Genomic DNA, 24850 nt, shown 5'->3' with positions numbered 1-24850 from the left:
GGCATCACATGACGCCGGAACGCGCCTCACTCAGCCGCAGAGCCGTCCTCCTCGCCACCGCCACCGCCCTGACCGCCCCCGCCCCGCCCACGGCCCACGCCGCCGCCGACCCGTACGACACCCTGCGCCGCCGCTGGCTCGGCCTCACCCTCGGCACCGGCTACGACCCGGCCGCCGAACCCTACGCCGCCCGCCTGAAAGAGACCGGCGACCTCGCCCGCGGCTTCCGCGCCACCCTGCCGGACGCGCCCCCGCCCGCCGCCCTGTGGCCGGACACCCCCTACGACCCGCCCGCCGGCATCACCCGCGCGTACGGCCGCCTGTGGACCATGACCCGGGCGTACGTCCAGCCCGGCACCGGCTCCACCGGGGACCCCGACCTGCTCGCGGCCGTCCTGCGCGGCTTCGACCACCTCGCCGCGACCGTCTACCGCCCCGGCACCACCCGCTACGGCAACTGGTGGGAATGGCAGATCGGCAGCCCCCGGCTCCTGATGGACATCACGGCCGCGCTCCACGACCACCTCGGCGCCGCCCGGATCGCCGCCGCCTGCGCCGCCGTCGACCACTTCATCCCCGACGCCGTGCTCCGCGACTACTCCGGCACCTCCACCGGCGCCAACCGCGTCGACCTGTGCCGCTCCGTCGCCCTGCGCGGCATCGCCGGCCGCGCCCCGGACCGCGTCGCCCTCGCCCGGGACGCGCTCTCCCCCGTCTTCCCGTACGTCACCCGGGGCGACGGCCTCTACGCCGACGGCTCGTTCGTCCAGCACACCTGGGTCGCCTACTCCGGCACCTACGGCCAGGTCATGCTCGACGGACTCGGCCGCCTCTTCGCGCTGCTCGCCGGATCCGAGTGGGAGGTGACCGATCCGAACCGGAGAATCGTCCTCGACAGCGTCGAGCGCGCCTACGCCCCGCTGATCCACGACGGCCTGGTGATGGACATGGTCAACGGGCGCGCCATCAGCCGGGGACACCTCGCCGCCGACGAACGGCGCGTGCTGCGCGGCGACCACTTCCACGGGCAGGGCATCATCGCGGCCGTCGCACTCCTCGCTCTCGGCGCGAGCCCCGCCGAACGCGACCGCTGGCACGCCGCCGTCAAGGGCTGGATCCAGCGGAACACGGTCAGCCCGATCCTGACGGCCCGCCAGTTCGACGTGGCCGACCTGGCCCGGCTGCACGCCATCGCCGCCGCGCCCGTCCCGGCCGCCCCCGAACCCGTCGGCCACCGCCTCTTCCCGGCCATGGACCGCGCGGTCCACCGTCGCCCCGCCTTCACCGCGGCCCTCGCCATGGCGAGCGATCGCATCGCGTACTACGAGTGCGGCAACGGCGAGAACCCGCGCGGCTGGCACACCGGCGCAGGGATGCTCTCCTGGTGGGCGCCGGGCCTCGGCGGCCAGTACACCGACTGGTACTGGCCCACCGTCGACTGGTACCGCCTGCCCGGCACGACCGTCTCCACCCGGCGGCTGCCCGACCGCGCCGGCGGCGAGTGGGGCGCGCCCAGACCGGACGTCCGCTGGGTCGGCGGCACGACCGACGGCGAGTTCGCGGCCGTCGGCCAGCACCTGAAGGGACTCGGCTCGACCCTCCAGGCCCGCAAGTCGTGGTTCTTCCTCGCGGACGCGATCGTCTGCCTGGGCGCCGGGATCAGCTGTACGGACGGCGTCCCGGTCGAGACGGTCGTCGACAACCGCAACCTGGGGGAGGGCGGCACGCAGACCTTCGCCCGCGGCTCCGGCTGGGCCCACCTGGCGGGCCACGGCGGCTGGCTCGTCCCCCACGGGGAGCTGCGTACGCTGCGCGAGGACCGCACCGGCGCCTGGTCCGACATCAACACCGGCGGCACCACCGAGCGGCGCACCCGGCGCTGGCAGACCCTCTGGCTCGACCACGGCACGGATCCGGTGGACGCGGACTGCCTCTACGTGCTCATGCCGGGCGCCTCCCGCCGGGCCGTCGCCGCCCGCGCCGCCGACCGCCGCTGGCTGGCGGTGCTCGCCAACGACGCCGCGTGTCAGGCGGTGACCGTGCCCTCGCTCGGGCTGACGGCGGCCAACTTCTGGCAGCCCGGCACCGCGGGCCCGCTCACCGCGTCGGCCGGCGCGAGCGTACTGCTCCGCCGCCACGGCCGGACGGCAAGCCTCCACATCAGTGAGCCGCCCCGCACCGGCGACCCGCTGGAGATCGTCTGGGACCACCCGGTGCACGGGGTGATCCGGGCCGGCGATACGGTCGAGATCCTCGCCACGGGCCGCCGTCTGCGGCTGCGCGTCACTCCGGGGATGGCATGTGCCACCCACGAATGTGAGGTGACTCTCGGCTGACAAGTTTGTGTGACCTCTACAACGGCAAGGCCCCCTGAGCAGTCGGAAAGCCTGCACAAGGCGTGGGTTCTGTTCAGGGGTACCAGGAAAACGAGCCGGAGACTGTACGGAGTCGACGGCTCGCTTTCCTTGCTCTCCTTCGTAAGGTCACTACATGACCGTTTTGGATGAGGCGACGGGTGAGCCGACGGACGCGCGCGGCCGGGTGGCCGAGCTGCACGAGATCCGTGCGCAGGCGCTGGCCGGGCCGAGCGAGAAGGCGACCGAGGCGCAGCACGCCAAGGGCAAGCTGACGGCTCGGGAGCGTATCGAGCTGTTGCTGGACCCGGGGTCCTTCCGGGAGGTCGAGCAGCTGCGCAGGCACCGGGCGACCGGGTTCGGCCTGGAGGCCAGGAGGCCGTACACCGACGGTGTGATCACCGGGTGGGGAACGGTGGAGGGCCGGACGGTCTTCGTCTACGCCCATGACTTCCGGATCTTCGGAGGGGCGCTGGGCGAGGCGCACGCGACGAAGATCCACAAGATCATGGACATGGCCATCGCGGCGGGCGCGCCCCTGGTGTCCCTCAACGACGGCGCGGGCGCCCGTATCCAGGAGGGTGTGTCGGCGCTGGCCGGCTACGGCGGCATCTTCCAGCGCAACACCAGGGCCTCGGGTGTCATCCCGCAGATCAGTGTGATGCTCGGTCCGTGCGCGGGCGGCGCGGCCTACAGTCCGGCCCTGACGGACTTCGTGTTCATGGTCCGTGACACCTCGCAGATGTTCATCACCGGCCCGGACGTGGTCAAGGCGGTCACCGGTGAGGAGATCACGCAGAACGGGCTGGGCGGCGCGGATGTGCACGCGGAGACCAGCGGTGTGGCGCACTTCGCGTACGACGACGAGGAGACCTGCATCGCGGAGGTGCGCTACCTCCTCTCCCTCCTCCCGCAGAACAACCGTGAGAATCCGCCCCGGGTGGAGTGCTCCGACCCCGTCGACCGCCGTAGCGAGCTGCTGTTGGACCTGGTCCCGGCGGACGGCAACCGGCCCTATGACATGGCCAAGGTCATCGAGGAGATCGTCGACGACGGCGAGTACCTGGAGGTCCACGAGCGCTGGGCGCGGAACATCATCTGCGCGCTGGGCCGTCTGGACGGTCAGGTGGTGGGCATCGTCGCCAACCAGCCGCAGACCCTCGCGGGTGTGCTGGACATCGAGGCCTCGGAGAAGGCCGCGCGCTTCGTGCAGATGTGCGACGCGTTCAACATTCCGATCATCACGTTCCTGGACGTCCCCGGGTTCCTGCCGGGTGTCGACCAGGAGCACGGCGGCATCATCCGTCACGGGGCGAAGCTGCTGTACGCGTACTGCAACGCGACCGTGCCGCGGATCTCGCTGATCCTGCGCAAGGCGTACGGCGGTGCCTACATCGTCATGGACAGCCAGTCCATCGGCGCCGACCTCACCTACGCGTGGCCGACGAACGAGATCGCGGTGATGGGCGCCGAGGGCGCGGCCAACGTGATCTTCCGTCGCCAGATCGCCGGGGCCGACGACCCCGAGGCCATGCGGGCGCGCATGGTCAAGGAGTACAAGTCCGAGCTGATGCACCCGTACTACGCGGCCGAGCGCGGCCTGGTCGACGACGTCATCGACCCCGCCGAGACCCGCGAGGTGCTCGTCAAGTCCCTGGCGATGCTGCACACCAAGCACGCCGACCTGCCCTCCCGCAAGCACGGCAACCCCCCGCAGTGACCCTGAGGAGCCTGTCGTATGTCCATGCCTGACATCCGCGTCGAGAAGGGCCACGCCGAGCCCGAGGAAGTCGCCGCCCTGACGGCGATCCTCCTGGCCCGCGCCTCCGCCCGGCCGGCCCCGACCCACCGCCCCCGCGCTCGCGCCGCCTGGCGCCGCCTGGAACGCGAGCCCGGCTTCCGCGCCCCGCACAGCTGGCGCTGAGCCCTTCACGACACTCACGGCCCCGCTCTCCTCGGGAGGGCGGGGCCGTGGTGTGTGCGGTGCACGGGGAGGGTCACGCCGGGGAAGTCCAGTGCCTCGGGGGAGCCGGGCAGGACGCAGTCGTACAGGTTGGGGTCCCGCACCGCCGGAGGCGGGAACCCCGCTGCCTCCGGCCAGGCGCGCACATCGATCCGGTGGAGGGTCAGCTGCCTGAGCTGCACCAGCTCGGCCACCGGCATCCGGTGTTCCCGCGCCCGCCGTCTCCCGCCCGGCCAGGCGAAGAACCGACGGCCCCCGTCCCTCCCGCAGGAGGAACGAGGGCCGCAGGCGATTCGTGCCGATCGCCGATTACCGCAGGCGCGCCATCAGGGCGTGCTCGACCAGCGTGATCAGCGTCGACTTGGCGTCCGCGCGGTGGCGGGCGTCGGTGGTGATGATCGGGGTGTCGGGGCCGATCTGCAGGGCCTCGCGGACCTCTTCGGGGGCGTACGGCTGGTTCCCGTCGAAGCCGTTGAGGGCGATGACGAACGGCAGGCCGCTGTTCTCGAAGTAGTCGACGGCGGGGAAGCAGTCGGCGAGCCTCCTCGTGTCGACCAGCACGACCGCGCCGATCGCGCCGCGCACCAGGTCGTCCCACATGAACCAGAAGCGGTCCTGGCCGGGCGTACCGAAGAGGTACAGGATCAGGTCCTGGTCCAGGGTGATACGGCCGAAGTCCATGGCCACGGTCGTCGTGGTCTTGTCTCCGGTGTGGGTGAGGTCGTCGATGCCCGCCGAAGCAGACGTCATGACGGCCTCCGTGCGCAGCGGGTTGATCTCCGAGACGGCGCCGACGAACGTGGTCTTGCCCACGCCGAAGCCGCCCGCCACCACGATCTTCGCGGAGGTGGTGGAGCGGGAAGGACCGCCGCTAGAGCTTGCGAAGTCCACTGAGCACCCTTTCGAGCAGTGTCACGTCTGGCTGGCCACCGGCGTTCTCGTCGCCGCCGGGCTGATGGATGGCGACCAGTCCCGCCTCCGCCAAGTCGGCGACGAGGATCCTGGCCACGCCGAGAGGGATGGTCAGAAGGGCCGAGATCTCGGCTACCGACTTGATCTCACGGCAGAGGTTGCAGATCCGCTGATGCTCGGGCAACTGGCCCTGCATCTGATGCGGCTGCGCAGTGGTGTGCACCAGCGCCTCGATGGCGAGCTGGTAGCGCGGGCGGGTCCGGCCGCCGGTCATGGCGTACGGACGCACCAGCGGGTTGTGCGTCGCCCCGGCGGGCGCCGGCTCAGGGGTGCGGCGCTGCGGCTGCACGGGCTGGATACGCGGGGCCTGCGGCTGGTCGTAGGGCGCGGGGCCGGGCCCCTGCGGCGCGTACGGCTGCCGGTGGCTCGGGGCGGAGGGGAAGTTGTACCGGTTCTGGGAACCGTCGTTCTGGCCCTGGGCAGGGCCGTACGACCAGTTGCCCGAAGACGAACCGCCTGGGGGTGTTGCCACTTTCTCCTCCTCCGACTGTGCCGGGCACCCATCCGTGTGGAGCCGCGTCCCGAAACCTTACGGCCCCGGGACGCGAAAACGCACCGTCTGTCTGTTAGTTGAGAAGGCTCCCCTGGAGCTCCGCACGGAGATCCGGGGTGAGGACCGTGCCCGCTCGGTCCACCAGAAGCGCCATCTCGTACCCAATGAGGCCGATGTCCGCTTCGGGATGGGCCAGGACCGCGAGCGACGAACCGTCCGAGATGGACATGATGAAGAGGAATCCTCGCTCCATCTCCACAACCGTCTGGTTCACGCTGCCGCCCTCGAAGATGCGCGAGGCACCGGCGGTCAGCGAGGTCAGACCGGAGGCGACGGCCGCGAGCTGGTCGGCGCGGTCGCGGGGAAAGCCTTCGGACATCGCCAGAAGGAGTCCGTCGGCGGAGACCACCACGGTGTGGGACACCCCGGGGGTGTTGTCCACGAAGTTGGTGATCAACCAGTTCAGGTTCTGTGCCGCCTGGCTCATCGGGCTCACACTAACGCTCCTGGTTGTAGGTGCTGTCAGGACCGAAGCCCTGGCCGTTCGTTTCACTTCCTGCGGTGCGTCCCCGCTGCACTCCCCGGCGCAGGTTGCTCAGCCTGCCCCGGACGTCCTCGGGGGCGCGGGAGACCTGTGGGCCTCCCTGCGGGGTCGACTCCGCGGAGCCCTCGACCAGATTGGCCTTGGGCACCCGCCGCGGCAGGCCGGAGGAGGTCACTCCGCCCGCCTTGGGCTTCCGGAGCTGCGCGGCCTGCTGCCACCGCTCGTCGTTCGCCGAGCGCCAGCTGTTGTCGCCGTTGTTCTCCGGGGAGGGAGCCGGCGCTTCCTGGGGCACGCGCTGCGTACCGCCGCCCGTGCCGCTCGCGGTGGATCCGCGGCGCGGAAGCCCGGCGTCGGTCAGCTCGTGACCGGCGGAGTGGGCCGGTCCCGGACGGTCGAAGCCTACGCCGTCCCGCTCACTCGCGTCAGCGGCCTGCACAGATTCCGCTTCGGGAGCGTACTGGTCCGGGTAGCCGTTCCGGTAACCGTCCTGCTGCTGCCAGTCTGCCTGGTAGGACTGCTCTTCGAAGCCCGAGTAGGTCTCCGAGGCAGCGGTCGGCGCCGAAGTGTGCTCGTGCTGAGCGGGCTCCGCATAGCTGGGCTCGGGGTAGCCGCCGGGCGACCGGAAGCCGTCGTCCTGCGGCAGTGAGCCGTCCTGTGCGAAGTACTGCTCGTCGTACGACGGCTGCTGCTCCTCGTACGCCTGCTGCTGACCGTAGCCGGTCTGCTCCGGGTAGCCGCCCTGGCCGTTGTCGTAGCCGTGCTGGGCCTGCTGTCCGGGCCGGGCGTGCTGGTCGAAGCCGTCGGCGGCGTAGGACGTCTCGTCGTGCTGTTCCTGGCCGGGGTGCTGGCCGTGGGTCTGCGCCTCGAGGGCCGCGCGGCGCTCCTCGCGCATCAGGGAGCGGCCGACCGGGTCCAGCTCACGGATGTCGTCCGGGACCTCGGTGTAGCGGCTGTCGTCGAAGCCCAGCTCCGCGGCGGTGCGCATCGGCTGGCTGAAGTCCTCACCCTGGAACTGCTGCTCCGGGATGATCTGCGAGACCGTGAACTCCTCGCCGCCCGTGCCCTCGCCACCGCCACCGTGGGTGATGGCGTCCGGCAGCATGACCAGCGAGGTGGTGCCGGCCTGCTCGCCGGAGGGGCGCAGCTGGACGCGGATGCCGTGCCGGTCCGAGAGCCGGCCGACCACGAACAGACCCATGCGCTGGGAGATCGCGGCGTCCACGGTGGGCGGGTTGGCCAGCTTGTGGTTGATGTCCGCGAAGTCCTCGGCGGTCAGGCCGATGCCCTTGTCGTGGATCTCGACCATCACGCGGCCGTCGGGGAGACGGGTCGCGGTGACCCGCACCTTGGTCTGCGGCGAGGAGAACGTGGTGGCGTTCTCCAGCAGCTCGGCCAGCAGGTGCACGAGGTCGGTCACGGCACGGCCGTGGATGTCGGCCTCGGGGACACCCGATATCTCGATGCGCTCGTACTGCTCCACCTCGGAGGAGGCGGCGCGCAGCACGTCCACCAGCGGGACCGGCTGGTCCCAGCGGCGGCCGGGCTCCTCGCCGGCGAGGACCAGCAGGTTCTCGCCGTTGCGGCGCATACGGGTGGCCAGGTGGTCCAGCTTGAAGAGGTTCTCCAGCTGGTCCGGGTCGGCCTCGTTGTTCTCCAGGTCGGTGATGAGGGTCAGCTGGCCCTCGATCAGCGACTGGTTGCGGCGCGACAGGTTGGTGAAGATCGCGTTGATGTTGCCCCGCAGCAGGGCCTGCTCGGCGGCGAGCCGCACGGCCTCGCGGTGGACCTGGTCGAACGCGCGCGCGACCTCGCCGATCTCGTCCGTGGAGGAGATCGGGATGGGCGCGACCCGGGTGTCGACCCGGCCCGGGTCGGTGCGGGACAGCTGGTCGACCAGCATCGGCAGCCGCTGCTCGGCGATGCCGAAGGCGGCGTTGCGCAGCTGGCGCATCGAGCGGCTCATCTGGCGGGCCACCATGCCGGCCAGGATGAACGCGGCGAGCAGCGCGATCACGACCGCGGCGCCGGTGATGAAGGCGTCGGTCTTGGCGTCACCGGCGATGTCGGCGGCCTCGTTCACCGCCGTGTCGGCGAGGTCGGACTCGATCTGCCGGTACGCGTCGTACTTGAGGCTGTTGACCGCCCACCAGTTGGTGGGGGTGATGCCCTGCGCGGCGAGCGCGTCCCGCGCGGCCTGGGAGGTGTCGGGCAGGCCCGCGATGGCGGCGACCATCTTCGTCGGGTCCGACGGCGGCGCCTTGTAGTTCGGGTCCTGGGCCAGGGCCTCCTTGGCCGCGGCCTCGGCGTCGATCTTGATCTGCGCCGCCGCCTTGTCCAGCTTGTCCGAGTCGGCCTCGGTGCCACCGCCGCGGTACTCCTCGATGGCGATGCGCTCGAGGTAGGCGTACGACGACAGGGAGACCCGCTGGGAGGCGAAGTCGCCCTTGCCGGGGCCCGGCTTCACCAGGAGGTGCATGCCGATGGACCGCTGCAACGACAGCGCGGCCTTGGTCAGCGAGATGGCGTAGACGGTCCGGCCGTAGCTGGTGATGTTTCCGGTGCCCAGACCCAGCTCGTTGGCGAACTCCATCAGCGGGTGGGCGACCTGGACGTAGCCCTCCTCGGTCTCCACGCCCTTCAGACGGGAGGTGTACGCGGCCTGCCGCAGCGCGTCGAGCTGGGGCTCGACCTTGCGGAACAGCTCCAGGCGGCGCACGAGGCCGGCCTTGTCGGGCATGCTCCGGGCGGCCTCGTCGAAGGCGTCGGCGGCCTCGTCGGTCTTCTTGCGGGCGTCGACGACGGCCTTGTCGTCGACGCCCTTGCCCTGCAACAGCGGGGAGGCGGTGGTGTCGCGCTCGGTGTAGAGGGCATCGGCGTAGGTGAGGGAGGCCCGCACCAGACGCGCGGTGTTCTCCGCGTCCTCGGCCTCCTGCCAGGTGTCGATCGAGCTCTTCACCTGGAAGCCGCCCATGACCAGGCCGACCAGCACGGGGATGAGCAGGATCGCGTTCAGTCGGGTCGTCACCCGCCAGTTGCGCGGGGAGAAACGGCCGCCGCTCGGAGCGGGCGCGGGCGTCGGCTCCGAGCCGGGCACCACAGGGGCGGATGCCGCTCCGCGCGGCGGCGGGGTGAAGTTGCCCCGGGCGGGCGGCTCGGGGCCGTTCTTGCTTCGCCTCACTCGACCAACAACCTCTCGGCGGTCGGCACCTACGTCGTGCCGCAGTGTCTCAGAGCCCAGATCGCCATCGACCACTGAGTACGTCTTTGACTATTGGGCAGTTCAGGCATTCCAGCACGTGGACCAGTGCTCTTCCAAACATGGGAATGCGGTGAAACCGCGTGAGGAAGGCCGCAGATAAAACGGTCATAAAGAGCGAGCCCCGTCAAAAGACGGGGCCTTCGTGCGCGCAGCGAGATCAGCTGACCGCGACGCGTGGCGGTACCACCCGATTCCTCTGCCGAAACGTTATGAACAGCGGAGCCGACCGTGTCTAAGGCCACAGTCGGCTCCGCCGTACAGAGAAAAGTGCCTACGGCAAATGCCGCGACACAGGGCCGACTTGGGTGCTACTTCAACCGCGCCATCAGAGCGTGCTCGACCAGCGTGATCAGCGCGGACTTGGCGTCCGCGCGGTGGCGGGCGTCGGTGGTGATGATCGGGGTGTCGGGGCCGATCTGCAGGGCCTCGCGGACCTCTTCGGGGGCGTACGGCTGATGACCGTCGAAGCCGTTGAGGGCGACGACGAACGGCAGGCCGCTGTTCTCGAAGTAGTCGACCGCCGGGAAGCAGTCGGCCAGCCGCCGGGTGTCCACCAGGACCACCGCGCCGATCGCGCCGCGCACCAGGTCGTCCCACATGAACCAGAACCGGTCCTGCCCCGGCGTACCGAAGAGGTACAGGATCAGGTCCTGGTCCAGGGTGATACGGCCGAAGTCCATGGCCACGGTCGTCGTGGTCTTGTCCCCGGTGTGGGTGAGGTCGTCGATGCCCGCCGAAGCGGACGTCATGACGGCCTCCGTGCGCAGCGGGTTGATCTCCGAGACGGCGCCGACGAACGTGGTCTTGCCCACGCCGAAGCCGCCCGCCACCACGATCTTCGCGGAGGTGGTGGAACGCCCCGGAGCAACCGCCCCGCTAGAGCTTGCGAAGTCCACTGAGCACCCTTTCGAGCAGTGTCACGTCTGGCGCACCGCCATTGTTCTCGTCGCCACCCGGCTGGTGTACGGCGACCAGTCCGGCCTCGGCGAGGTCCGCGACCAGGATCCGGGCCACGCCCAGCGGCATGTTCAGCAGCGCCGACACCTCGGCGACCGACTTCACCTCGCGGCACAGATGGCAGATGCGCTGGTGCTCGGGGAGCAGTCCCATGAGCGCTGCCGGGTCGGCCGTGGTGCTGATCAGTGCCTCGAGGGCCAGCTGGTAACGCGGCCGGGTCCGGCCGCCGGTCATCGCGTAGGGACGCACCAGCGGCTGGTCGCCCTCGTCCCCGTACGGATCACTGTACGGATCATGAGAGGCGGTGGGCGGGGTCATGAATCCTCCGGGCGGGACAGCAAGTCGGTCAGGCAAGCCGTCTGAAGGGGGCCGGTGGGGGGATTGTGTCGGCCGGACGGTGATTTGGTGAGACGGGTGGATCTTCGAACGGTCAGTGGAGCAGACTGCCTTGCAGTTCGGCGCGCAGGTCCGGCGTGAGCACCGCGCCCGCACGGTCCACGAGGAGTGCCATCTCGTAGCCGACGAGGCCGATGTCCGCCTCCGGATGTGCCAGGACGGCCAGCGACGAGCCGTCCGAGATGGACATGAGGAAGAGGAATCCCCGCTCCATCTCGACGACGGTCTGCGCCACGGTGCCGCCCTCGAAGATCCGGGAGGCCCCGGCCGTCAGCGAGGTGAGTCCGGACGCGACGGCCGCCAGCTGGTCGGCACGGTCGCGCGGGAAACCCTCGGACATCGCCAGCAGAAGACCGTCGGCGGACACGACGACGGTGTGGGACACCCCGGGGGTGTTGTCCACGAAGTTGGTGATCAACCAGTTGAGGTTCTGTGCGGCCTGGCTCATCGGGCTCAACTAACGCTCCTGCGGGTGAGTGGGGCTCGGGAAACTGCCCGTCTGGCCCGAACCGGCCTGACGGCCCTGTGCGATACCCCGACGGAGGTTGGTCAGCCGGCCGCGTACGTCCTGGGGAGCACGCGAGACCTGCGGACCGCTCTGGTTCGGCTGCTGCTGCGCGGTGCCCGGGACGAGGTTCGCCCGCGGGACCCGGCGCGGCAGGCCGGACGTGGTGACTCCGCCCGCGGCGGGCTGGCGGACGCGCTCGGCCTGCTTCACGAGGTCGTCGTTCGGCGAGCTGCGCCAGGCGGCCGAGGCCGCCCGCTGCGGTCCGGTGGCGGCCTGCGGCTGTTGCGGCGCCCGGTCGGGCGCGGAGCCGTTGCCCGCCGGCCGCTCGGCCCGGACCTGCGGGGCCGGCCGGCCCTGCTGACCCTGCTGGGCCTGCTGACCCTGCTGGGCCTGCTGACCCTGCTGACCCTGCTGGGTCTGCTGGCCTTGGGCCTGCTGGCCGTGGAACCAGTTGGTCTCCAGCGTGTCGTACAGCGGCGTACGACCGTCACCGGGACCGGACGCCGGCGGCAGTGCCTCCGGTTCCGGGCGCCCCGGCCGCTGCTGCGGACGCTGCGCGGCGCGCTGGGCACCGAAGTCGGACTGGCCGTTCTGCCGGCCGCCGGGCAGGGCGTGCCGGCCGGTGGCCGACCCGTCCTGGGCGGGCACCGGGAACTGGCCGGTGGAACCGTTGTCGTAACCCTGCTGCTGGGCGGCCGGGTACTGGCCGGTGGAACCGTTGTCGTAACCCTGCTGCTGGGCAGCCGGGTACTGGCCGGTGGCGCCGTCGTCGTACGCCTGCGGCGCGCGGGACTGGCCCGTGCCGCCGCCGTCGTACCCCTGCGGCGCGGCGAACTGGCCGGTGGAGCCGTTGTCGTAGCCCTGCGGAGCCGGGAACCGGCCCGTGTTCGACGGGTCGCCCGGCGCGGGCGTGCTGCCGAAGACGTCCGGACGGACGAACTGGCCGGTCTGCTGCGGCTCCTGCGCGCCCGGGTGGCCGAAGTCGGCACCGGCGGGCGGGGTCTGGCGCTCGTCGTGCCGGCCGATCGCCGGCATCTCCGCGGTGGCGCCGGGACCCTGACGGTCGTCGACCCGCGGCATCCGGGAGGTCTGCGAGACGTCCGGCTCCTCGTGCCCGCGCGGGGTGTCCAGCGAGGCGCGCGGCACCGGCGGCTGGGCGTTCTCGTCGCTCCAGCTCGGCACGCGCGGCTGCGGGTTGCCGCCCGGCAGCTCGCCGCGCGGGCCACCGCGCGGCGGCAGCTGCGGCCGCTGCCGGCCACGCCGACCGCGCTCGCCGTCCGCGTTGCCGCGCTGCGCGGACAGCGGGCCACGGGAGTCCTGGCCCTGCGGCGCGCCGGCCTGAAGGCCCTGCGGGGCACCGGCACCGGCCGGAGCCGGGCGGCCCTGCTGCGGTGCGGGAGCCTGCGGCCCGCGCCCGGCACCGGGGTCACCGGGACCGCCGGGACCACCAGGGCCGCCGGGAGCGCCCGGACGGCCGCCCGCGTCGCGGCCCGGCAGCGCGGCCCGCGGACCCTGACCGGCCCCGAGCAGCCCGCCACCGGCACCGCCGGTACCGAGCGCACCGCCGTTCCCGCCGCCGTTCTGGCGACGGGCCGCGGCCGCGCCCGCGGCGGCCTGCGCGGCGGCCGGACCGCCGGAGACACCCGGGCCCTGACCCTGCTTGGGCTGGGGCTTCCTGCCGCCCTGGGCGACATCGACGGGCAGCATGACCAGCGCGGTCGTACCGCCGGAGTCCGACGGGCGCAGCTGGATGCGGATGCCGTGCCGCTGGGACAGCCGGCCGACCACGAACAGACCCATGCGGCGGGAGACCGACACGTCCACGGTGGGCGGCGAGGCGAGCCGCTCGTTGATCGCGGCCAGGTCCTCCGGCGACAGACCGATACCGGTGTCGTGGATCTCGATCAGCACCCGGCCGTCGGGCAGGGCGTGACCGGTGACCTTGACCTTGGTCTGCGGCGAGGAGAACGAGGTGGCGTTCTCCAGCAGCTCGGCGAGCAGGTGGACGAGGTCGTTGACGACCCGGCCGGCGACCTGCGTGGTCGGCACGGCGGCCAGCTCGATGCGCTCGTACTGCTCCACCTCGGACGCGGCGGCACGCAGCACGTCGACCAGCGGGACCGGGCGAGTCCAGCGCCGGCCGGGCTCCTCACCCGCGAGGACGAGGAGGTTCTCACCGTTACGGCGCATACGCGTGGCGAGGTGGTCCAGCTTGAACAGCGAGGCCAGCTGGTCCGGGTCGGCCTCGCGGGACTCCAGTTCGGAGATGAGCGACAGCTGGCGCTGGATCAGACCCTGGGAACGGCGCGAGAGGTTGGTGAACATCGCGTTGACGTTGCCCCGCAGCAGGGCCTGCTCGGCGGCGAGGCGGACCGCCTCGCGGTGCACGTCGTCGAAGGCCGCGGCCACCCGGCCGATCTCGTCCCGGGAGTGCACGCCGACCGACTCCACGGACGTGTCGACGTCCTGCGGGTCGGTCTCGGACAGCTGCTTGACCAGCTCGGGCAGGCGCTCGGCGGCGACCTTGGTCGCGGTGTCCTCCAGCCGGCGCAGCGAGCGGATCATGGAGCGGGCCACCACGAAGGCGCCGACCAGCGACACGCCGAGCACGAGCAGGATCAGCGCACCGGAGATGATCGCTTCCTGCTCCGACTCGCTGCGCAGCTCGCGGGCCTTCTGCTCCATCTCCTCGAGCAGCGTGCGCTCGATCTTCTTCATCTGCTCGATCTTCGCCGAGCTGTCGTCCAGCCAGTCCTGGTACGAGCGCTTGTCCAGGCCCTCCAGACCCTCGGGCCGGCCGAACGCGCGCGAGGCGTAGAGGTCGGTGGCCTCGATGGTGGAGTTGCCCTCTTCGATGGGCTCCAGCAGTTCGGCGGCGTTCTCGTCGCCGTAGATGCTCCGGAAGCTGCTGATGTCCGACTTCTGGCTCTGCAGCGCCGACTCGGCGTACAGGCGGTCGTTCGCGGAGAGGTTGCCGTAGGTGTCCTTGTTGGCGGGCAGGGCCGCCGCGAGGACCGCGCGCTGGATGGAGGCGTACTCCTTGGCGGAGGAGAAGGCCGCCAGGGCGCGCGTGCGCTGGATCATCTCCGGGTTGCTGGTCGCCTCGGCCATGTCCTGCGACAGGTCGAGCAGGTGCTCGATCAGCCGGTGGTAGGCCTCGACGGTCTGCATGTTGTTGTTCTTGGCCTCGTAGGCCGTGCTGCGGACCTTGTTGAGGGTCATCAGGTCACGCGCCAGGCCGACGACGCTGTCCCGGACGCCCTGGAGGTTGCCGTCCCGGCTGGCGCTGTCGATCTCCTCGGAGGAGTCGAGGAAGTTCTTCAGGGCGCGGTCGGTCTTGTCCCGGTAGCCCTTGACGGTGATGGCACTGGAGGTGGAGCCGTGCGCCAGCGGACCGGCGGACTTGTCGCGCTCCTCCTGGAGCGCCGCGGCCAGCTCGGTGGCCTGCTTGGTCATGTCCGTCAGCAGCTTCATGTTGTCGAGCTGCTGCATGTCCTCCATCGACTGGCTGATGCGCAGCGCGCCCAGCGAGGTCGCCGCGACCACGGGGAGGGTGAGCAGCGCGACCAGACGGGTGGAGATCCGCCAGTTGCGCAGGGCTATTCGCGGGCCGGGGCCGGTGGGGCCCTGTGGCGGCTTCACGGCCGGCGTGGGGGCCGCCGGGCCCGCGGCAGCGGACGTGCCGGGGCGCCCGGGGCGGGTACCGCCGTCGGCGGACGGGCCCTGGCCCTGGGCGCGCTGGGGCGAGGAGCCGCCGGCCATGGGGCCAGCCCCGCCGTGCGGCTCCGGCTCCGCCGAAGCGCTGCCATCCCTCTTGAAACGTCCCTGCACTAGCGTCGCAACCTCTGGACCAGGCGTCCCTCCGGAACGGAAGGACGGTGTCGGCGTCGTCGGGGACGCCCTGAATACGTCCCCGGATGGTCGTGAGTGACCGCTTCCCCCTTCTCGCCGCCACTCGGCGCTTGTCGCGCCCCCTGCGCGCCGGCTCGTCCCTGCGGCGGTCCGTGGAATTCCAGCACAGTGCAGGATCTCCAACAAGGCCAGTTGGTCAGGCTGTGACCTCCGTGACAGCTTGTGAGGGGCGTGTCACGAGGTGTGCAGCTGGCTCCACCTTATAAGGGACATTTGCCTACGAGTCGCCGAGGTGCGCGCGGTGTCCCAGTCGCCATGATCAGGAGCGGAATGGCCGCTTCAGATGGCGAATGTCCGTTTCGTGGGTATGAGTTGCGGGTCTGAATTGACCGGTTTGGGTGTGACTTCGTGAGCAAACTCACACGCGGTTCATGAGCGCTTCCGCCCTTTGACGGGAATCCGCATGTTTAGCCTGACGCTTTACAGGAGTCAGCGTTCTGACAAGAGCGACGTTCCGACCACGACCCGACCAAGGACACCCGTGAAGACGACGACGATGTTCCACAAGATCGCCAACCCGCGGCGCACGACGCTGGCGCACCTCGACGGCGCCGACGAACTGCAGACCCCGGTGCAGCCGGAGCACCCCGTCGAGCTCCCGTCCCAGACGGCCAATCCCAAGCGTACGGTCCTCATGGAGATCCCGGTGGGCGCCTCCGCGGCCCAGTAGCCACACCGGACACAGATCCACCCGGGCGCCTCGCGCACCATGCGCGGGGCGCCCGCTGTTTGCCGCGTTAGCCTGGAGCGTCAGACTCCCGCCAGCTCAGTCAAGGGGCAAAGCATCCCGTGCGCATCGCCAGGTTCTCCATCGACGGGAACGTCGCCTTCGGCGCGGTCGAGGGCGACAAGCCGGACGAGCTCGTCCTCGACATCATCAAGGGCATCCCGTTCGCGGACTTCGAACTCTCCGGCACGAAGGTGCCGCTGAGCAAGGTCAGGCTGCTGCCGCCGGTGCTCCCCAACAAGGTCGTGGCCTTCGGCCGCAACTACGCGGAGCACGCGCGCGAGCTGGGCAACGAGGTCCCCGACGCCCCCTTCGCCTTCTTCAAGCCGTCGACCTCCGTCATCGGCCCCGGCGACGACATCCAGTACCCCTCCTTCACCGAGGAACTGCACCACGAGGCCGAGCTGGCCGTCGTGATCGGCCGGATGTGCCGCGAGGTCCCCCGCGAGCGCGTCAAGGACGTGATCTTCGGTTTCACCTGCGCCAACGACATCACCGCGCGGGACGTGCAGAAGCGCGAGAAGCAGTGGGCCCGCGCGAAGGGCTTCGACACCTCCTGCCCGCTCGGCCCCTGGGTGGAGACCAAGCTGGACCTCCAGGCGGCGTCCGACCTGACCGTCCAGCTCACGGTCAACGGCGAACAGCGCCAGCTCGGCCGGACCAGCGAGATGATCCACTCCATCGAGGATCTGATCGTCAACATCTCCGAGGCCATGACGCTGCTCCCCGGCGATGTGATCCTCACCGGCACCCCGGCGGGGGTCGGCCCCCTGAACGTCGGCGACGAGGTCGCCGTCACCATCGAAGGCATCGGCACTCTCACCAACAAGGTTGTCAAGCGTGGCTAGCGCACCCGGCTCCGTACGCGTCCGTTTCTGTCCCTCGCCCACCGGTAACCCGCACGTGGGCCTGGTCCGCACCGCCCTGTTCAACTGGGCGTTCGCCCGGCACCACCAGGGCACCCTGGTCTTCCGTATCGAGGACACCGACGCGGCCCGCGACTCGGAGGAGTCGTACCAGCAGCTGCTCGACTCGATGCGCTGGCTCGGCTTCGACTGGGACGAGGGCCCCGAGGTCGGCGGGCCGCACGCGCCGTACCGCCAGTCGCAGCGCATGGACCTCTACAAGGACGTCGCGGGCAAGCTCCTGGACGGCGGCTACGCCTACCACTGCTACTGCTCCCAGGAGGAGCTGGACACCCGCCGCGAGGCCGCCCGCGCCGCCGGCAAGCCGTCCGGCTACGACGGCCACTGCCGCGAGCTGAGCGACGCCCAGGTCGAGGAGTACAAGGCGCAGGGCCGCGAGCCGATCGTCCGCTTCCGCATGCCCGACGAGACGATCACCTTCACGGACCTGGTCCGCGGCGAGCTGACCTTCACCCCGGAGAACGTCCCGGACTACGGCATCGTCCGCGCCAACGGTGCCCCGCTGTACACGCTGGTCAACCCGGTCGACGACGCCCTGATGGAGATCACCCACGTCCTGCGCGGCGAGGATCTGCTCTCCTCCACCCCCCGCCAGATCGCCCTCTACAAGGCGCTGATCGAGCTGGGCATCGCCAAGGGCATCCCGCAGTTCGGCCATCTGCCGTACGTCATGGGCGAGGGCAACAAGAAGCTCTCCAAGCGCGACCCGCAGTCGAGCCTCAACCTCTACCGCGAGCGCGGCTTCCTCCCCGAGGGCCTGCTCAACTACCTCTCCCTGCTGGGCTGGTCCCTCTCGGCCGACCAGGACATCTTCACGATGGACGAGATGGTCGCGGCCTTCGACGTCAAGGACGTGAACCCCAACCCGGCCCGCTTCGACCTCAAGAAGTGCGAGGCCATCAACGGCGACCACATCCGCCTGCTGGAGGTGAAGGACTTCGCCGAGCGCTGTCGCCCCTGGCTGAGGGCCCCCTTCGCGCCCTGGGCGCCGGAGGACTTCGACGAGACCCAGTGGCAGGCGATCGCCCCGCACGCCCAGACCCGCCTCAAGGTCCTGTCGGAGATCACCGACAACGTCGACTTCCTGTTCCTGCCCGAGCCGGTCTTCGACGAGCCGAGCTGGACGAAGGCGATGAAGGAGGGCAGCGACGCCCTGCTGCGCACCGCCCGGGAGAAGCTGGAGGCCGCCGACTGGACCTCCGCCGAGTCCCTGAAGGAGGCCGTCCTGGCCGCCGGCGAGGCCCACGGCCTCAAGCTCGGCAAGGCCCAGGCCCCGGTCCGTGTCGCCGTCACCGGCCGCACGGTCGGCCTGCCCCTCTTCGAGTCCCTGGAGATCCTGGGCAAGGAGAAGACGCTGGCCCGCATCGACGCGGCTCTGGCCAAGCTCGCCGCATAAGACCCACGTGCACACGGCAGGGGCGGTACCCGATCTCCGGGTACCGCCCCTGCCGCGTCCGGCACCCCGCGCCGACGCGGCCGACCGGACTCCCGAAACCGGCGGACGGGACCGGTGTCCCGGCGCTACCGTCGCATCATGAGCATCCGTGCCGTGGTCTGGGACGTGGACGACACGCTCTTCGACTACTCGACCGCGGACCGCGAGGGCATGCGGGCCCATCTGGCGGCCGAAGGCCTGCTGGACCGCTACGGCGGTCCGGAGCGGGCCCTCGCGCGCTGGAAGGACGTCACGGAACGGCACTGGGAGCGTTTCGCGGCGGGGGAGGCCTCCTTCGAGGGCCAGCGCCGTGACCGGGTGCGCGAGTTCCTGGAACGGCCGCTGACGGACGCGGAGGCCGACGCCTGGTTCGAGCGCTATCTCGCCCACTACGAGGCCGTCTGGGCCCTGTTCCCGGACGTCCTGCCCGTCCTCGACGCCCTCGCCGCCAGCCACCGCCACGCGGTGCTCTCCAACTCCAGCCTCAGCGTCCAGGACCGCAAGCTGCGGGCGCTCGGCGTCCACCACCGCTTCGAGGCCGTCCTGTGCGCCGCCGAACTGGGTGTCTCCAAGCCCGACACCCAGGCCTTCCTCGCCGCCTGCGAGGCCCTGTCACTGCCTCCGCACCAGGTCGCCTACGTCGGCGACCACCCGGAGATCGACGGCCGGGGCGCGGCCCGGGCCGGGCTGCTGTCGGTCTGGATCGACCGCCTGGGCGGCTCCGCGACCGTGGTGGTTCCGCCCGGTCCGCACCGGATCGTGTCCCTCTCCGAACTCCCGGCGCTGCTCCGCGCGGATACCCGTTTTGGAGCCCCGTCCACCTTCGGGTAATGTTCTTTCTGCGCCGCCGGGGAGCGGGCCGAAAGGCCGGGAACCGGAGGAGCAAGCTAGAACAAGATCCCCGCACGGGGCTTGCGTTCCAGTGGCCTATGGTGTAATTGGCAGCACGACTGATTCTGGTTCAGTTAGTCTTGGTTCGAGTCCAGGTAGGCCAGCTCGCGGAGCTTCATCCGCAACCGTGGATCTGATCCACAAAGCCCCCGTTGTGTAGCGGCCTAGCACGCTGCCCTCTCAAGGCAGTAGCGCCGGTTCGAATCCGGTCGGGGGTACGGTGATCTCTCACGAGATGATCGCTAGGGCCCCCGTTGTGTAGCGGCCTAGCACGCCGCCCTCTCAAGGCGGTAGCGCCGGTTCGAATCCGGTCGGGGGTACTGACTGGTCTAAACCACATTGGTCTATGGTGTAATTGGCAGCACGACTGATTCTGGTTCAGTTAGTCTTGGTTCGAGTCCAGGTAGACCAGCTCGGACCTGCGGAAACGCAGAGTCCACGCCCCCGTTGTGTAGCGGCCTAGCACGCCGCCCTCTCAAGGCGGTAGCGCCGGTTCGAATCCGGTCGGGGGTACCAGTCCCAAGGGGCCTTTGCTTCGGCGAGGGCCCCTTCGGCGTTGCTCGCTTCACCGCGTCGCTCGCCCGCTCCCCGCCTCCGAGAGGCTGACCCCCAGGTCCCGCTCGGCCCACCTCGTACATCAACTGCGCGTACGCTGCCAGGAGTTCGGTGTCCCGGGCGCAGCCGGCCCGGTTCGCCCGCACCACGTGGTACGTCCGCGCGGCGGCCTTCTTCCCGAATCTCCGGAACTACTCGCCGGAGGTGTTCCGTCACCCCCCGTGGTCGATCATCGACCGCAAGGAGCGGACCGGGACGGCGGTTCGCCCGGCGCGCGTGAGCGCGGGTGGGGTCAGCCCCTCGGGAGAGAGCGTGCCGCGGCGTTGAGGCCCGCTCCCTCTCCTCCCGTTCTGCCGAGAGGTCAGCCCGAGCGGCGCAGGGCCTCGGAGAGGCGGGCGGCGGCGTCGATGACCGCCTGGGCGTGCATACGGCCCGGGTGGCGGGTCAGGCGCTCGATGGGGCCGGAGACGGAGACGGCGGCCACGACGCGGTTGGAGGGGCCGCGCACCGGCGCGGAGACGGACGCGACGCCCGGCTCGCGCTCGCCGATCGACTGGGCCCAGCCGCGACGCCGTACGCCCGACAGGGCCGTCGCCGTGAAGCGGGCGCCCTGGAGACCGCGGTGCAGGCGCTCCGGCTCCTCCCAGGCCATGAGGATCTGCGCCGAGGAGCCGGCCTTCATCGTGAGCGTCGAGCCGACCGGGACGGTGTCCCGCAGGCCGGACAGGCGCTCCGCCGCGGCGACACAGATGCGCATGTCGCCCTGGCGGCGGTAGAGCTGCGCACTCTCGCCGGTGACGTCACGGAGGTGGGTGAGCACCGGGCCGGCCGTCGCGAGGAGGCGGTCCTCCCCGGCCGCCGCGGCCAGTTCTGCCAGGCGGGGTCCGAGGATGAATCGGCCCTGCATGTCACGCGCCACCATGCGGTGGTGTTCCAGAGCCACGGCCAGGCGGTGGGCCGTGGGTCGTGCCAGTCCGGTGGCCGCGACCAGACCCGCGAGGGTGGCCGGACCGGACTCCAGAGCGCTCAGGACGAGGGCCGCCTTGTCCAGAACGCCGACGCCGCTACTGTTGTCCATGCAACGATACTTGCGTCTCACTCTGTGAAACGCAAGTTCAATTTTCCGTGGAACACGCCACCCTGGATGTCACGAAGGCACAGCGGCCCGCACAGGTGACGGGCCTGGCGGCGGACGCCCGTAACCAGGGGCGCGGGCGCCGCTTCCTCAAGATCTCTAGTTGGGTCGGCGCACCTTTGCCGACCGGAGGGAAAGCGATGGGTAGGACACTCGCGGAGAAGGTCTGGGACGACCATGTCGTCCGGCGCGCCGAGGGCGAGCCCGACCTCCTCTACATCGATCTGCACCTGCTGCACGAGGTGACCAGCCCGCAGGCCTTCGACGGCCTCCGCAAGAGCGGGCGGACGGTGCGCCGGCTCGACCTCACCATCGCGACCGAGGATCACAACACCCCCACCCTCGACATCGACAAGCCCATCGCCGACCCGGTCTCCCGCGCCCAGCTGGAGACGCTGCGCAAGAACTGCGCGGAATTCGGTGTCCGGCTGCACCCGCTGGGCGACGTCGAGCAGGGCGTCGTGCACGTCGTCGGCCCCCAGCTGGGCCTGACCCAGCCCGGCATGACCGTCGTCTGCGGCGACAGCCACACCTCGACGCACGGTGCCTTCGGCGCGCTGGCCTTCGGCATCGGCACCTCGCAGGTCGAGCACGTGCTGGCCACCCAGACGCTGCCCATGGCCCGCCCGAAGACCATGGCGATCACGGTGAACGGCGACCTGCCCGAGGGCGTCACCGCCAAGGACCTGATCCTGGCGATCATCGCGAAGATCGGCACCGGCGGCGGCCAGGGCTACGTCCTGGAGTACCGCGGCTCCGCCATCGAGAAGCTCTCGATGGAGGCCCGGATGACCATCTGCAACATGTCGATCGAGGCCGGCGCCCGCGCGGGCATGATCGCCCCCGACGAGACCACCTTCGCCTACCTCAAGGGCCGTCCGCACGCCCCTGAGGGCGCCGACTGGGACGCCGCGGTCGCGTACTGGAAGACGCTCAGGACCGACGACGACGCCGCGTTCGACGCCGAGGTGGTCATCGAGGCCGCCGAGCTCTCGCCGTTCGTCACCTGGGGCACCAACCCGGGCCAGGGCGCGCCGCTTTCGGCGTCCGTCCCCGACCCGGCTTCGTACGAAGACGCTTCGGAGCGCCTGGCCGCCGAAAAGGCCCTGGAGTACATGGGGTTGGAGGCCGGTCAGCCGCTGAGCTCCATCAAGGTGGACACCGTCTTCGTAGGCTCCTGCACCAACGGACGCATCGAGGACCTGCGCAACGCCGCCGAGATCCTGCGCGGCCGCAAAATCGCCGACGGGGTACGGATGCTGGTCGTCCCGGGCTCCGCGCGGGTGGGTCTGCAGGCCGTCTCGGAGGGTCTGGACGTGGTCTTCAAGGAGGCCGGTGCCGAATGGCGGCACGCGGGCTGCTCGATGTGCCTCGGCATGAACCCGGACCAGCTGGCCCCGGGCGAGCGCTCCGCCTCCACCTCCAACCGCAACTTCGAGGGCAGGCAGGGCAAGGGCGGCCGTACCCATCTGGTGTCGCCGCAGGTCGCGGCCGCGACGGCCGTCCTGGGGCACCTGGCCTCCCCGGCCGACCTGTCCGACGTCGAGACCCGTACGCCCGCTGGAGTCTGATCAGTCATGGAAGCTTTCACCACACACACCGGCCGGGCCGTCCCGCTGCGCCGCAGCAACGTCGACACCGACCAGATCATCCCCGCCCACTGGCTCAAGAAGGTGACCCGGGACGGGTTCGAGGACGGGCTGTTCGAGGCGTGGCGCAAGGACCCCGAGTTCGTGCTCAACCAGCCCGAGCGGCAGGGCGCCACGGTGCTGGTCGCCGGCCCCGACTTCGGCACCGGCTCCTCCCGCGAGCACGCGGTGTGGGCCCTGCAGAACTACGGCTTCAAAACCGTCATCTCGTCCCGCTACGCCGACATCTTCCGCGGTAACTCGCTCAAGAACGGCCTGCTCACGGTGGTCCTGGAGCAGAAGATCGTGGACGCGCTCTGGGAGCTGACCGAGGCGGACCCGAAGGCGGAGATCACCGTCGACCTGGTCGAGCGCAAGGTGCGCGCCGAGGGCGTCACCGCCTCCTTCGAGCTGGACGAGAACTCCCGCTGGCGGCTGCTGAACGGGCTGGACGACATCTCGATCACCCTCCGGAACGAGGAGGACATCGCGGCGTACGAGGCGAAGCGTCCCGCCTACAAGCCGCGGACGCTCCAGGCCTGACCTCCGAGGCTCCCGCCGAGGCCCTCCGCAAGGTCGAGTTTCGGCCACCCCAACACCCCGGCTGTACCCCCGATCGGCCCGATCGGGGGTACAGCCGTTTTTGTGCCCGCGCGGCTTCGCCCGGGCCTCGATCACGTTTCAACTTCCCACGTTAGAGCGGTGGTTGCCGGGGTACGCGGGCGATGGCGGCGCGGCGGTGGTGACCGTCCGGAGGGCCGTTCGAGGCTGCAGTTGCCCCCCGGGCAGGCGACAACTCGCCCCAGATGGCACAATCTGTGCATGGAACACGACGGCCAACTCGAGCTCTATGCGGCGGTCGCGGACCAACTCAAGAAAGCGCACACAAGGGTGCGCGCACTGCAAGTCCCGGAGGGCGTACGGATGGCGCTGACCCGGAAGCTGCTGGTCATCACGGCCGCGGCCAAGCACGATCTCGCCGATGCGACAAGGCGCCTGGAGCGGTTCATGGCCGACCTCGACGAGGGGCGATTCCCCGAAGAGGGCGGCTGAACACTGCGGGACTGCCGAGTCGGTTGCGGCACAAGGGTGATTAGCCCGTTTCGTGTTTGATTTGCGGTATATATCTGCCTAACGTGCGAAAAAGCTTGAACACTTTCGTTCTGGCGATGTCTCCGAAGGGGAAGACGTGAACAAGGCGCAGCTCGTAGAAGCGATTGCCGACAAGATGGGCGGCCGCCAGCAGGCCGCCGATGCCGTCGACCACGTACTGGACGCCATCGTCCGCGCGGTCGTCGCAGGTGAGCGGGTTTCTGTCACCGGCTTCGGTTCCTTCGAGAAAGTCGACCGTCCGGCGCGTTACGCCCGGAACCCTCAGACGGGCGAGCGGGTTCGGGTCAAGAAGACCTCGGTGCCGCGCTTCCGCGCCGGTCAGGGCTTCAAGGACCTGGTCAGCGGCTCGAAGAAGCTGCCCAAGGGCGACATCGCGGTAAAGAAGGCCCCCAAGGGCAGCCTCTCCGGCCCGCCGCCCACCATCGCCAAGTCCGCGGGCAAGAAGGCCGCGGCCAAGAAGACGGCGGGTGCGGCGAAGACCACGGCCGCGAAGAAGACCACCGCCAAGAAGGCGACGCCGGCCGCGAAGAAGACCACGGCCACCGCCACCGCGAAGAAGACCACGGCGAAGAAGGCTCCCGCCAAGAAGACGACCACGGGTGCCGCCGCCAAGACCACCGCCGCGAAGAAGACCACGGCCACGAAGGCGACGGCCAAGAAGGCCCCGGCGACCAAGAAGGCGACGGCCAAGAAGGCCCCCGCCAAGAAGTCGTCGGCCCGCAAGACCACCACCGCCAAGAAGGCCACCGCCCGCAAGAAGTAAGGGCAGGTCACAGGGGCACTCACGCGCCGGGCCGGACTCCCTGGGGAGTCCGGCCCGCGGCGTGTGCGGACGCGGACGGGCCGGGCGGAAGTCCAGAAGTCCGGAAGGTCAGAAGGTCTGCAGTGTCACCAGCGTGATCGTGCGGGCCTCGCCCTCACCCGCGGTCTCGATCCGCACCCGCTGGCCGGGCCGCAGCAGCCGCAGCCCGCCCGCGTCGAACGCGGAGGCGTCGAAAGGGAGGGGCGTGCCGTCGTCGAGCAGCACCTGTCCGCTGCGCGTCTCGGCGTCGTACGTGTATGCGGTCGCCTGCATGACGGCA

22 protein-coding genes and 5 tRNA genes are annotated in these 24850 nt (G+C 70.5%); 16 read left to right on the top strand and 11 right to left on the bottom strand.

What is annotated here, in order from left to right; genetic code table 11:
* Positions 1 to 8 precede the first annotated feature (8 nt).
* The 3 genes from VE614_RS17425 to VE614_RS17415 all read left to right on the top strand — a co-directional run bounded on the left by VE614_RS17425 (position 9) and on the right by VE614_RS17415 (position 4278).
* Positions 9 to 2336, top strand: coding sequence for a polysaccharide lyase 8 family protein (locus VE614_RS17425; protein WP_324937485.1), 2328 nt, complete (start codon positions 9 to 11; stop codon positions 2334 to 2336).
* Between the two features lie 154 nt (positions 2337 to 2490).
* Entirely contained in the window at positions 2491 to 4074 is a 1584-nt protein-coding gene (locus VE614_RS17420; RefSeq protein WP_324937481.1) for an acyl-CoA carboxylase subunit beta, read from the top strand.
* 18 nt (positions 4075 to 4092) lie between these two features.
* Positions 4093 to 4278, top strand: coding sequence for an acyl-CoA carboxylase subunit epsilon (locus VE614_RS17415; RefSeq protein ID WP_324937479.1), 186 nt, complete (start codon positions 4093 to 4095; stop codon positions 4276 to 4278).
* Between the two features lie 14 nt (positions 4279 to 4292).
* On the opposite strand, the gene VE614_RS17410 is transcribed toward VE614_RS17415, so the two are convergent.
* From VE614_RS17410 to VE614_RS17370, 9 genes are all read right to left on the bottom strand, one after another.
* Positions 4293 to 4517, bottom strand: coding sequence for a hypothetical protein (locus tag VE614_RS17410; protein ID WP_324937477.1), 225 nt, complete (start codon positions 4515 to 4517; stop codon positions 4293 to 4295).
* A 109-nt stretch (positions 4518 to 4626) separates the two neighbouring features.
* Positions 4627 to 5208, bottom strand: a complete 582-nt coding sequence (locus VE614_RS17405) for a GTP-binding protein (protein WP_171114393.1) — start codon at positions 5206 to 5208, stop codon at positions 4627 to 4629.
* Entirely contained in the window at positions 5189 to 5761 is a 573-nt protein-coding gene (locus tag VE614_RS17400) for a DUF742 domain-containing protein (protein ID WP_324937473.1), read from the bottom strand. Before VE614_RS17400 ends, VE614_RS17405 begins: the two co-directional genes overlap by 20 nt.
* 94 nt (positions 5762 to 5855) lie before the next feature.
* A complete protein-coding gene (locus VE614_RS17395; RefSeq protein WP_004983065.1) occupies positions 5856 to 6269 on the bottom strand; it encodes a roadblock/LC7 domain-containing protein in 414 nt (137 codons plus the stop codon).
* Between the two features lie 10 nt (positions 6270 to 6279).
* Positions 6280 to 9504: a nitrate- and nitrite sensing domain-containing protein gene (locus VE614_RS17390; protein ID WP_324937471.1), complete on the bottom strand. Its 3225-nt coding sequence runs from the start codon at positions 9502 to 9504 to the stop codon at positions 6280 to 6282.
* A 389-nt stretch (positions 9505 to 9893) separates the two neighbouring features.
* Positions 9894 to 10481 carry a GTP-binding protein gene (locus VE614_RS17385; protein WP_324937469.1) on the bottom strand — a complete coding sequence of 196 codons (588 nt, stop codon included), beginning with the start codon at positions 10479 to 10481 and terminating at the stop codon, positions 9894 to 9896.
* Positions 10462 to 10860, bottom strand: coding sequence for a DUF742 domain-containing protein (locus VE614_RS17380; protein ID WP_043504343.1), 399 nt, complete (start codon positions 10858 to 10860; stop codon positions 10462 to 10464). The genes VE614_RS17385 and VE614_RS17380 overlap by 20 nt, the downstream gene beginning before the upstream one ends.
* A 112-nt stretch (positions 10861 to 10972) precedes the next feature.
* A complete protein-coding gene (locus VE614_RS17375) occupies positions 10973 to 11386 on the bottom strand; it encodes a roadblock/LC7 domain-containing protein (RefSeq protein WP_014675212.1) in 414 nt (137 codons plus the stop codon).
* Between the two features lie 9 nt (positions 11387 to 11395).
* On the bottom strand, positions 11396 to 15277 hold the full coding sequence (locus VE614_RS17370) for a nitrate- and nitrite sensing domain-containing protein (protein WP_324937466.1): 3882 nt from the start codon (positions 15275 to 15277) through the stop codon (positions 11396 to 11398).
* A gap of 562 nt (positions 15278 to 15839) precedes the next feature.
* Here VE614_RS17370 and VE614_RS17365 point away from each other — a divergent pair.
* From VE614_RS17365 to VE614_RS17325, 9 genes are all read left to right on the top strand, one after another.
* Positions 15840 to 16028 carry a hypothetical protein gene (locus VE614_RS17365; RefSeq protein ID WP_324937487.1) on the top strand — a complete coding sequence of 63 codons (189 nt, stop codon included), beginning with the start codon at positions 15840 to 15842 and terminating at the stop codon, positions 16026 to 16028.
* 119 nt (positions 16029 to 16147) lie between these two features.
* The gene (locus tag VE614_RS17360) at positions 16148 to 16933 is read left to right on the top strand and encodes a fumarylacetoacetate hydrolase family protein (protein ID WP_324937465.1); all 786 of its coding nucleotides are present in this window, start codon (positions 16148 to 16150) and stop codon (positions 16931 to 16933) included.
* Entirely contained in the window at positions 16926 to 18407 is a 1482-nt protein-coding gene (gene gltX / locus VE614_RS17355) for a glutamate--tRNA ligase (RefSeq protein WP_324937463.1), read from the top strand. Before VE614_RS17360 ends, gltX begins: the two co-directional genes overlap by 8 nt.
* Before the next feature lie 138 nt (positions 18408 to 18545).
* Positions 18546 to 19277, top strand: a complete 732-nt coding sequence (locus tag VE614_RS17350) for an HAD family hydrolase (protein ID WP_324937461.1) — start codon at positions 18546 to 18548, stop codon at positions 19275 to 19277.
* A 92-nt stretch (positions 19278 to 19369) separates the two neighbouring features.
* Positions 19370 to 19441, top strand: a tRNA-Gln gene (locus VE614_RS17345).
* A 41-nt stretch (positions 19442 to 19482) separates the two neighbouring features.
* Positions 19483 to 19555, top strand: a tRNA-Glu gene (locus VE614_RS17340).
* A gap of 29 nt (positions 19556 to 19584) precedes the next feature.
* Positions 19585 to 19657: transfer RNA gene (locus VE614_RS17335), tRNA-Glu, on the top strand.
* A gap of 20 nt (positions 19658 to 19677) precedes the next feature.
* Positions 19678 to 19749 (top strand) — tRNA-Gln (locus VE614_RS17330).
* A gap of 28 nt (positions 19750 to 19777) precedes the next feature.
* Positions 19778 to 19853: transfer RNA gene (locus tag VE614_RS17325), tRNA-Glu, on the top strand.
* A 400-nt stretch (positions 19854 to 20253) separates the two neighbouring features.
* On the opposite strand, the gene ndgR is transcribed toward VE614_RS17325, so the two are convergent.
* On the bottom strand, positions 20254 to 20970 hold the full coding sequence (ndgR, locus tag VE614_RS17320; RefSeq protein WP_026278050.1) for an IclR family transcriptional regulator NdgR: 717 nt from the start codon (positions 20968 to 20970) through the stop codon (positions 20254 to 20256).
* Positions 20971 to 21167: 197 nt separating this feature from the next.
* Here ndgR and leuC point away from each other — a divergent pair, with 197 nt between their 5' ends.
* The 4 genes from leuC to VE614_RS17300 all read left to right on the top strand — a co-directional run bounded on the left by leuC (position 21168) and on the right by VE614_RS17300 (position 24531).
* Positions 21168 to 22598, top strand: coding sequence for a 3-isopropylmalate dehydratase large subunit (leuC, locus tag VE614_RS17315; RefSeq protein ID WP_324937458.1), 1431 nt, complete (start codon positions 21168 to 21170; stop codon positions 22596 to 22598).
* Positions 22599 to 22604: 6 nt separating this feature from the next.
* Complete coding sequence (gene leuD, locus VE614_RS17310; protein ID WP_324937456.1) at positions 22605 to 23198, top strand: 3-isopropylmalate dehydratase small subunit; 594 nt, start codon at positions 22605 to 22607, stop codon at positions 23196 to 23198.
* A gap of 279 nt (positions 23199 to 23477) precedes the next feature.
* Positions 23478 to 23708 (top strand): hypothetical protein, encoded by a 231-nt coding sequence (locus VE614_RS17305; protein ID WP_324937454.1) that lies wholly within the window; start codon positions 23478 to 23480, stop codon positions 23706 to 23708.
* A 136-nt stretch (positions 23709 to 23844) separates the two neighbouring features.
* Entirely contained in the window at positions 23845 to 24531 is a 687-nt protein-coding gene (locus VE614_RS17300; protein WP_324937452.1) for an HU family DNA-binding protein, read from the top strand.
* Positions 24532 to 24639: 108 nt separating this feature from the next.
* On the opposite strand, the gene VE614_RS17295 is transcribed toward VE614_RS17300, so the two are convergent.
* Positions 24640 to 24843: a hypothetical protein gene (locus tag VE614_RS17295; protein WP_324937450.1), complete on the bottom strand. Its 204-nt coding sequence runs from the start codon at positions 24841 to 24843 to the stop codon at positions 24640 to 24642.
* Between the last annotated feature and the right edge of the window lie 7 nt (positions 24844 to 24850).

The organism is Streptomyces sp. (genome assembly GCF_035645055.1).
Taxonomy (GTDB): Bacteria; Actinomycetota; Actinomycetes; order Streptomycetales; family Streptomycetaceae; genus Streptomyces.
This window is presented reverse-complemented; position numbering and strand designations above follow the sequence as displayed.

Excerpts from the sequence above, each read along its gene's own strand:
- VE614_RS17375 (WP_014675212.1), bottom strand. The coding sequence starts at position 11,386 with ATGAGCCAGGCCGCACAGAACCTCAACTGGTTGATCACCAACTTCGTG.
- VE614_RS17295 (WP_324937450.1), bottom strand. The coding sequence starts at position 24,843 with ATGCAGGCGACCGCATACACGTACGACGCCGAGACGCGCAGCGGACAG.
- VE614_RS17380 (WP_043504343.1), bottom strand. The coding sequence starts at position 10,860 with ATGACCCCGCCCACCGCCTCTCATGATCCGTACAGTGATCCGTACGGG.
- VE614_RS17305 (WP_324937454.1), top strand. The coding sequence starts at position 23,478 with ATGGAACACGACGGCCAACTCGAGCTCTATGCGGCGGTCGCGGACCAA.
- leuC (WP_324937458.1), top strand. The coding sequence starts at position 21,168 with ATGGGTAGGACACTCGCGGAGAAGGTCTGGGACGACCATGTCGTCCGG.
- leuD (WP_324937456.1), top strand. The coding sequence starts at position 22,605 with ATGGAAGCTTTCACCACACACACCGGCCGGGCCGTCCCGCTGCGCCGC.
- VE614_RS17395 (WP_004983065.1), bottom strand. The coding sequence starts at position 6,269 with ATGAGCCAGGCGGCACAGAACCTGAACTGGTTGATCACCAACTTCGTG.
- ndgR (WP_026278050.1), bottom strand. The coding sequence starts at position 20,970 with ATGGACAACAGTAGCGGCGTCGGCGTTCTGGACAAGGCGGCCCTCGTC.
- VE614_RS17350 (WP_324937461.1), top strand. The coding sequence starts at position 18,546 with ATGAGCATCCGTGCCGTGGTCTGGGACGTGGACGACACGCTCTTCGAC.
- VE614_RS17415 (WP_324937479.1), top strand. The coding sequence starts at position 4,093 with ATGTCCATGCCTGACATCCGCGTCGAGAAGGGCCACGCCGAGCCCGAG.
- VE614_RS17425 (WP_324937485.1), top strand. The coding sequence starts at position 9 with ATGACGCCGGAACGCGCCTCACTCAGCCGCAGAGCCGTCCTCCTCGCC.
- VE614_RS17420 (WP_324937481.1), top strand. The coding sequence starts at position 2,491 with ATGACCGTTTTGGATGAGGCGACGGGTGAGCCGACGGACGCGCGCGGC.
- VE614_RS17410 (WP_324937477.1), bottom strand. The coding sequence starts at position 4,517 with ATGCCGGTGGCCGAGCTGGTGCAGCTCAGGCAGCTGACCCTCCACCGG.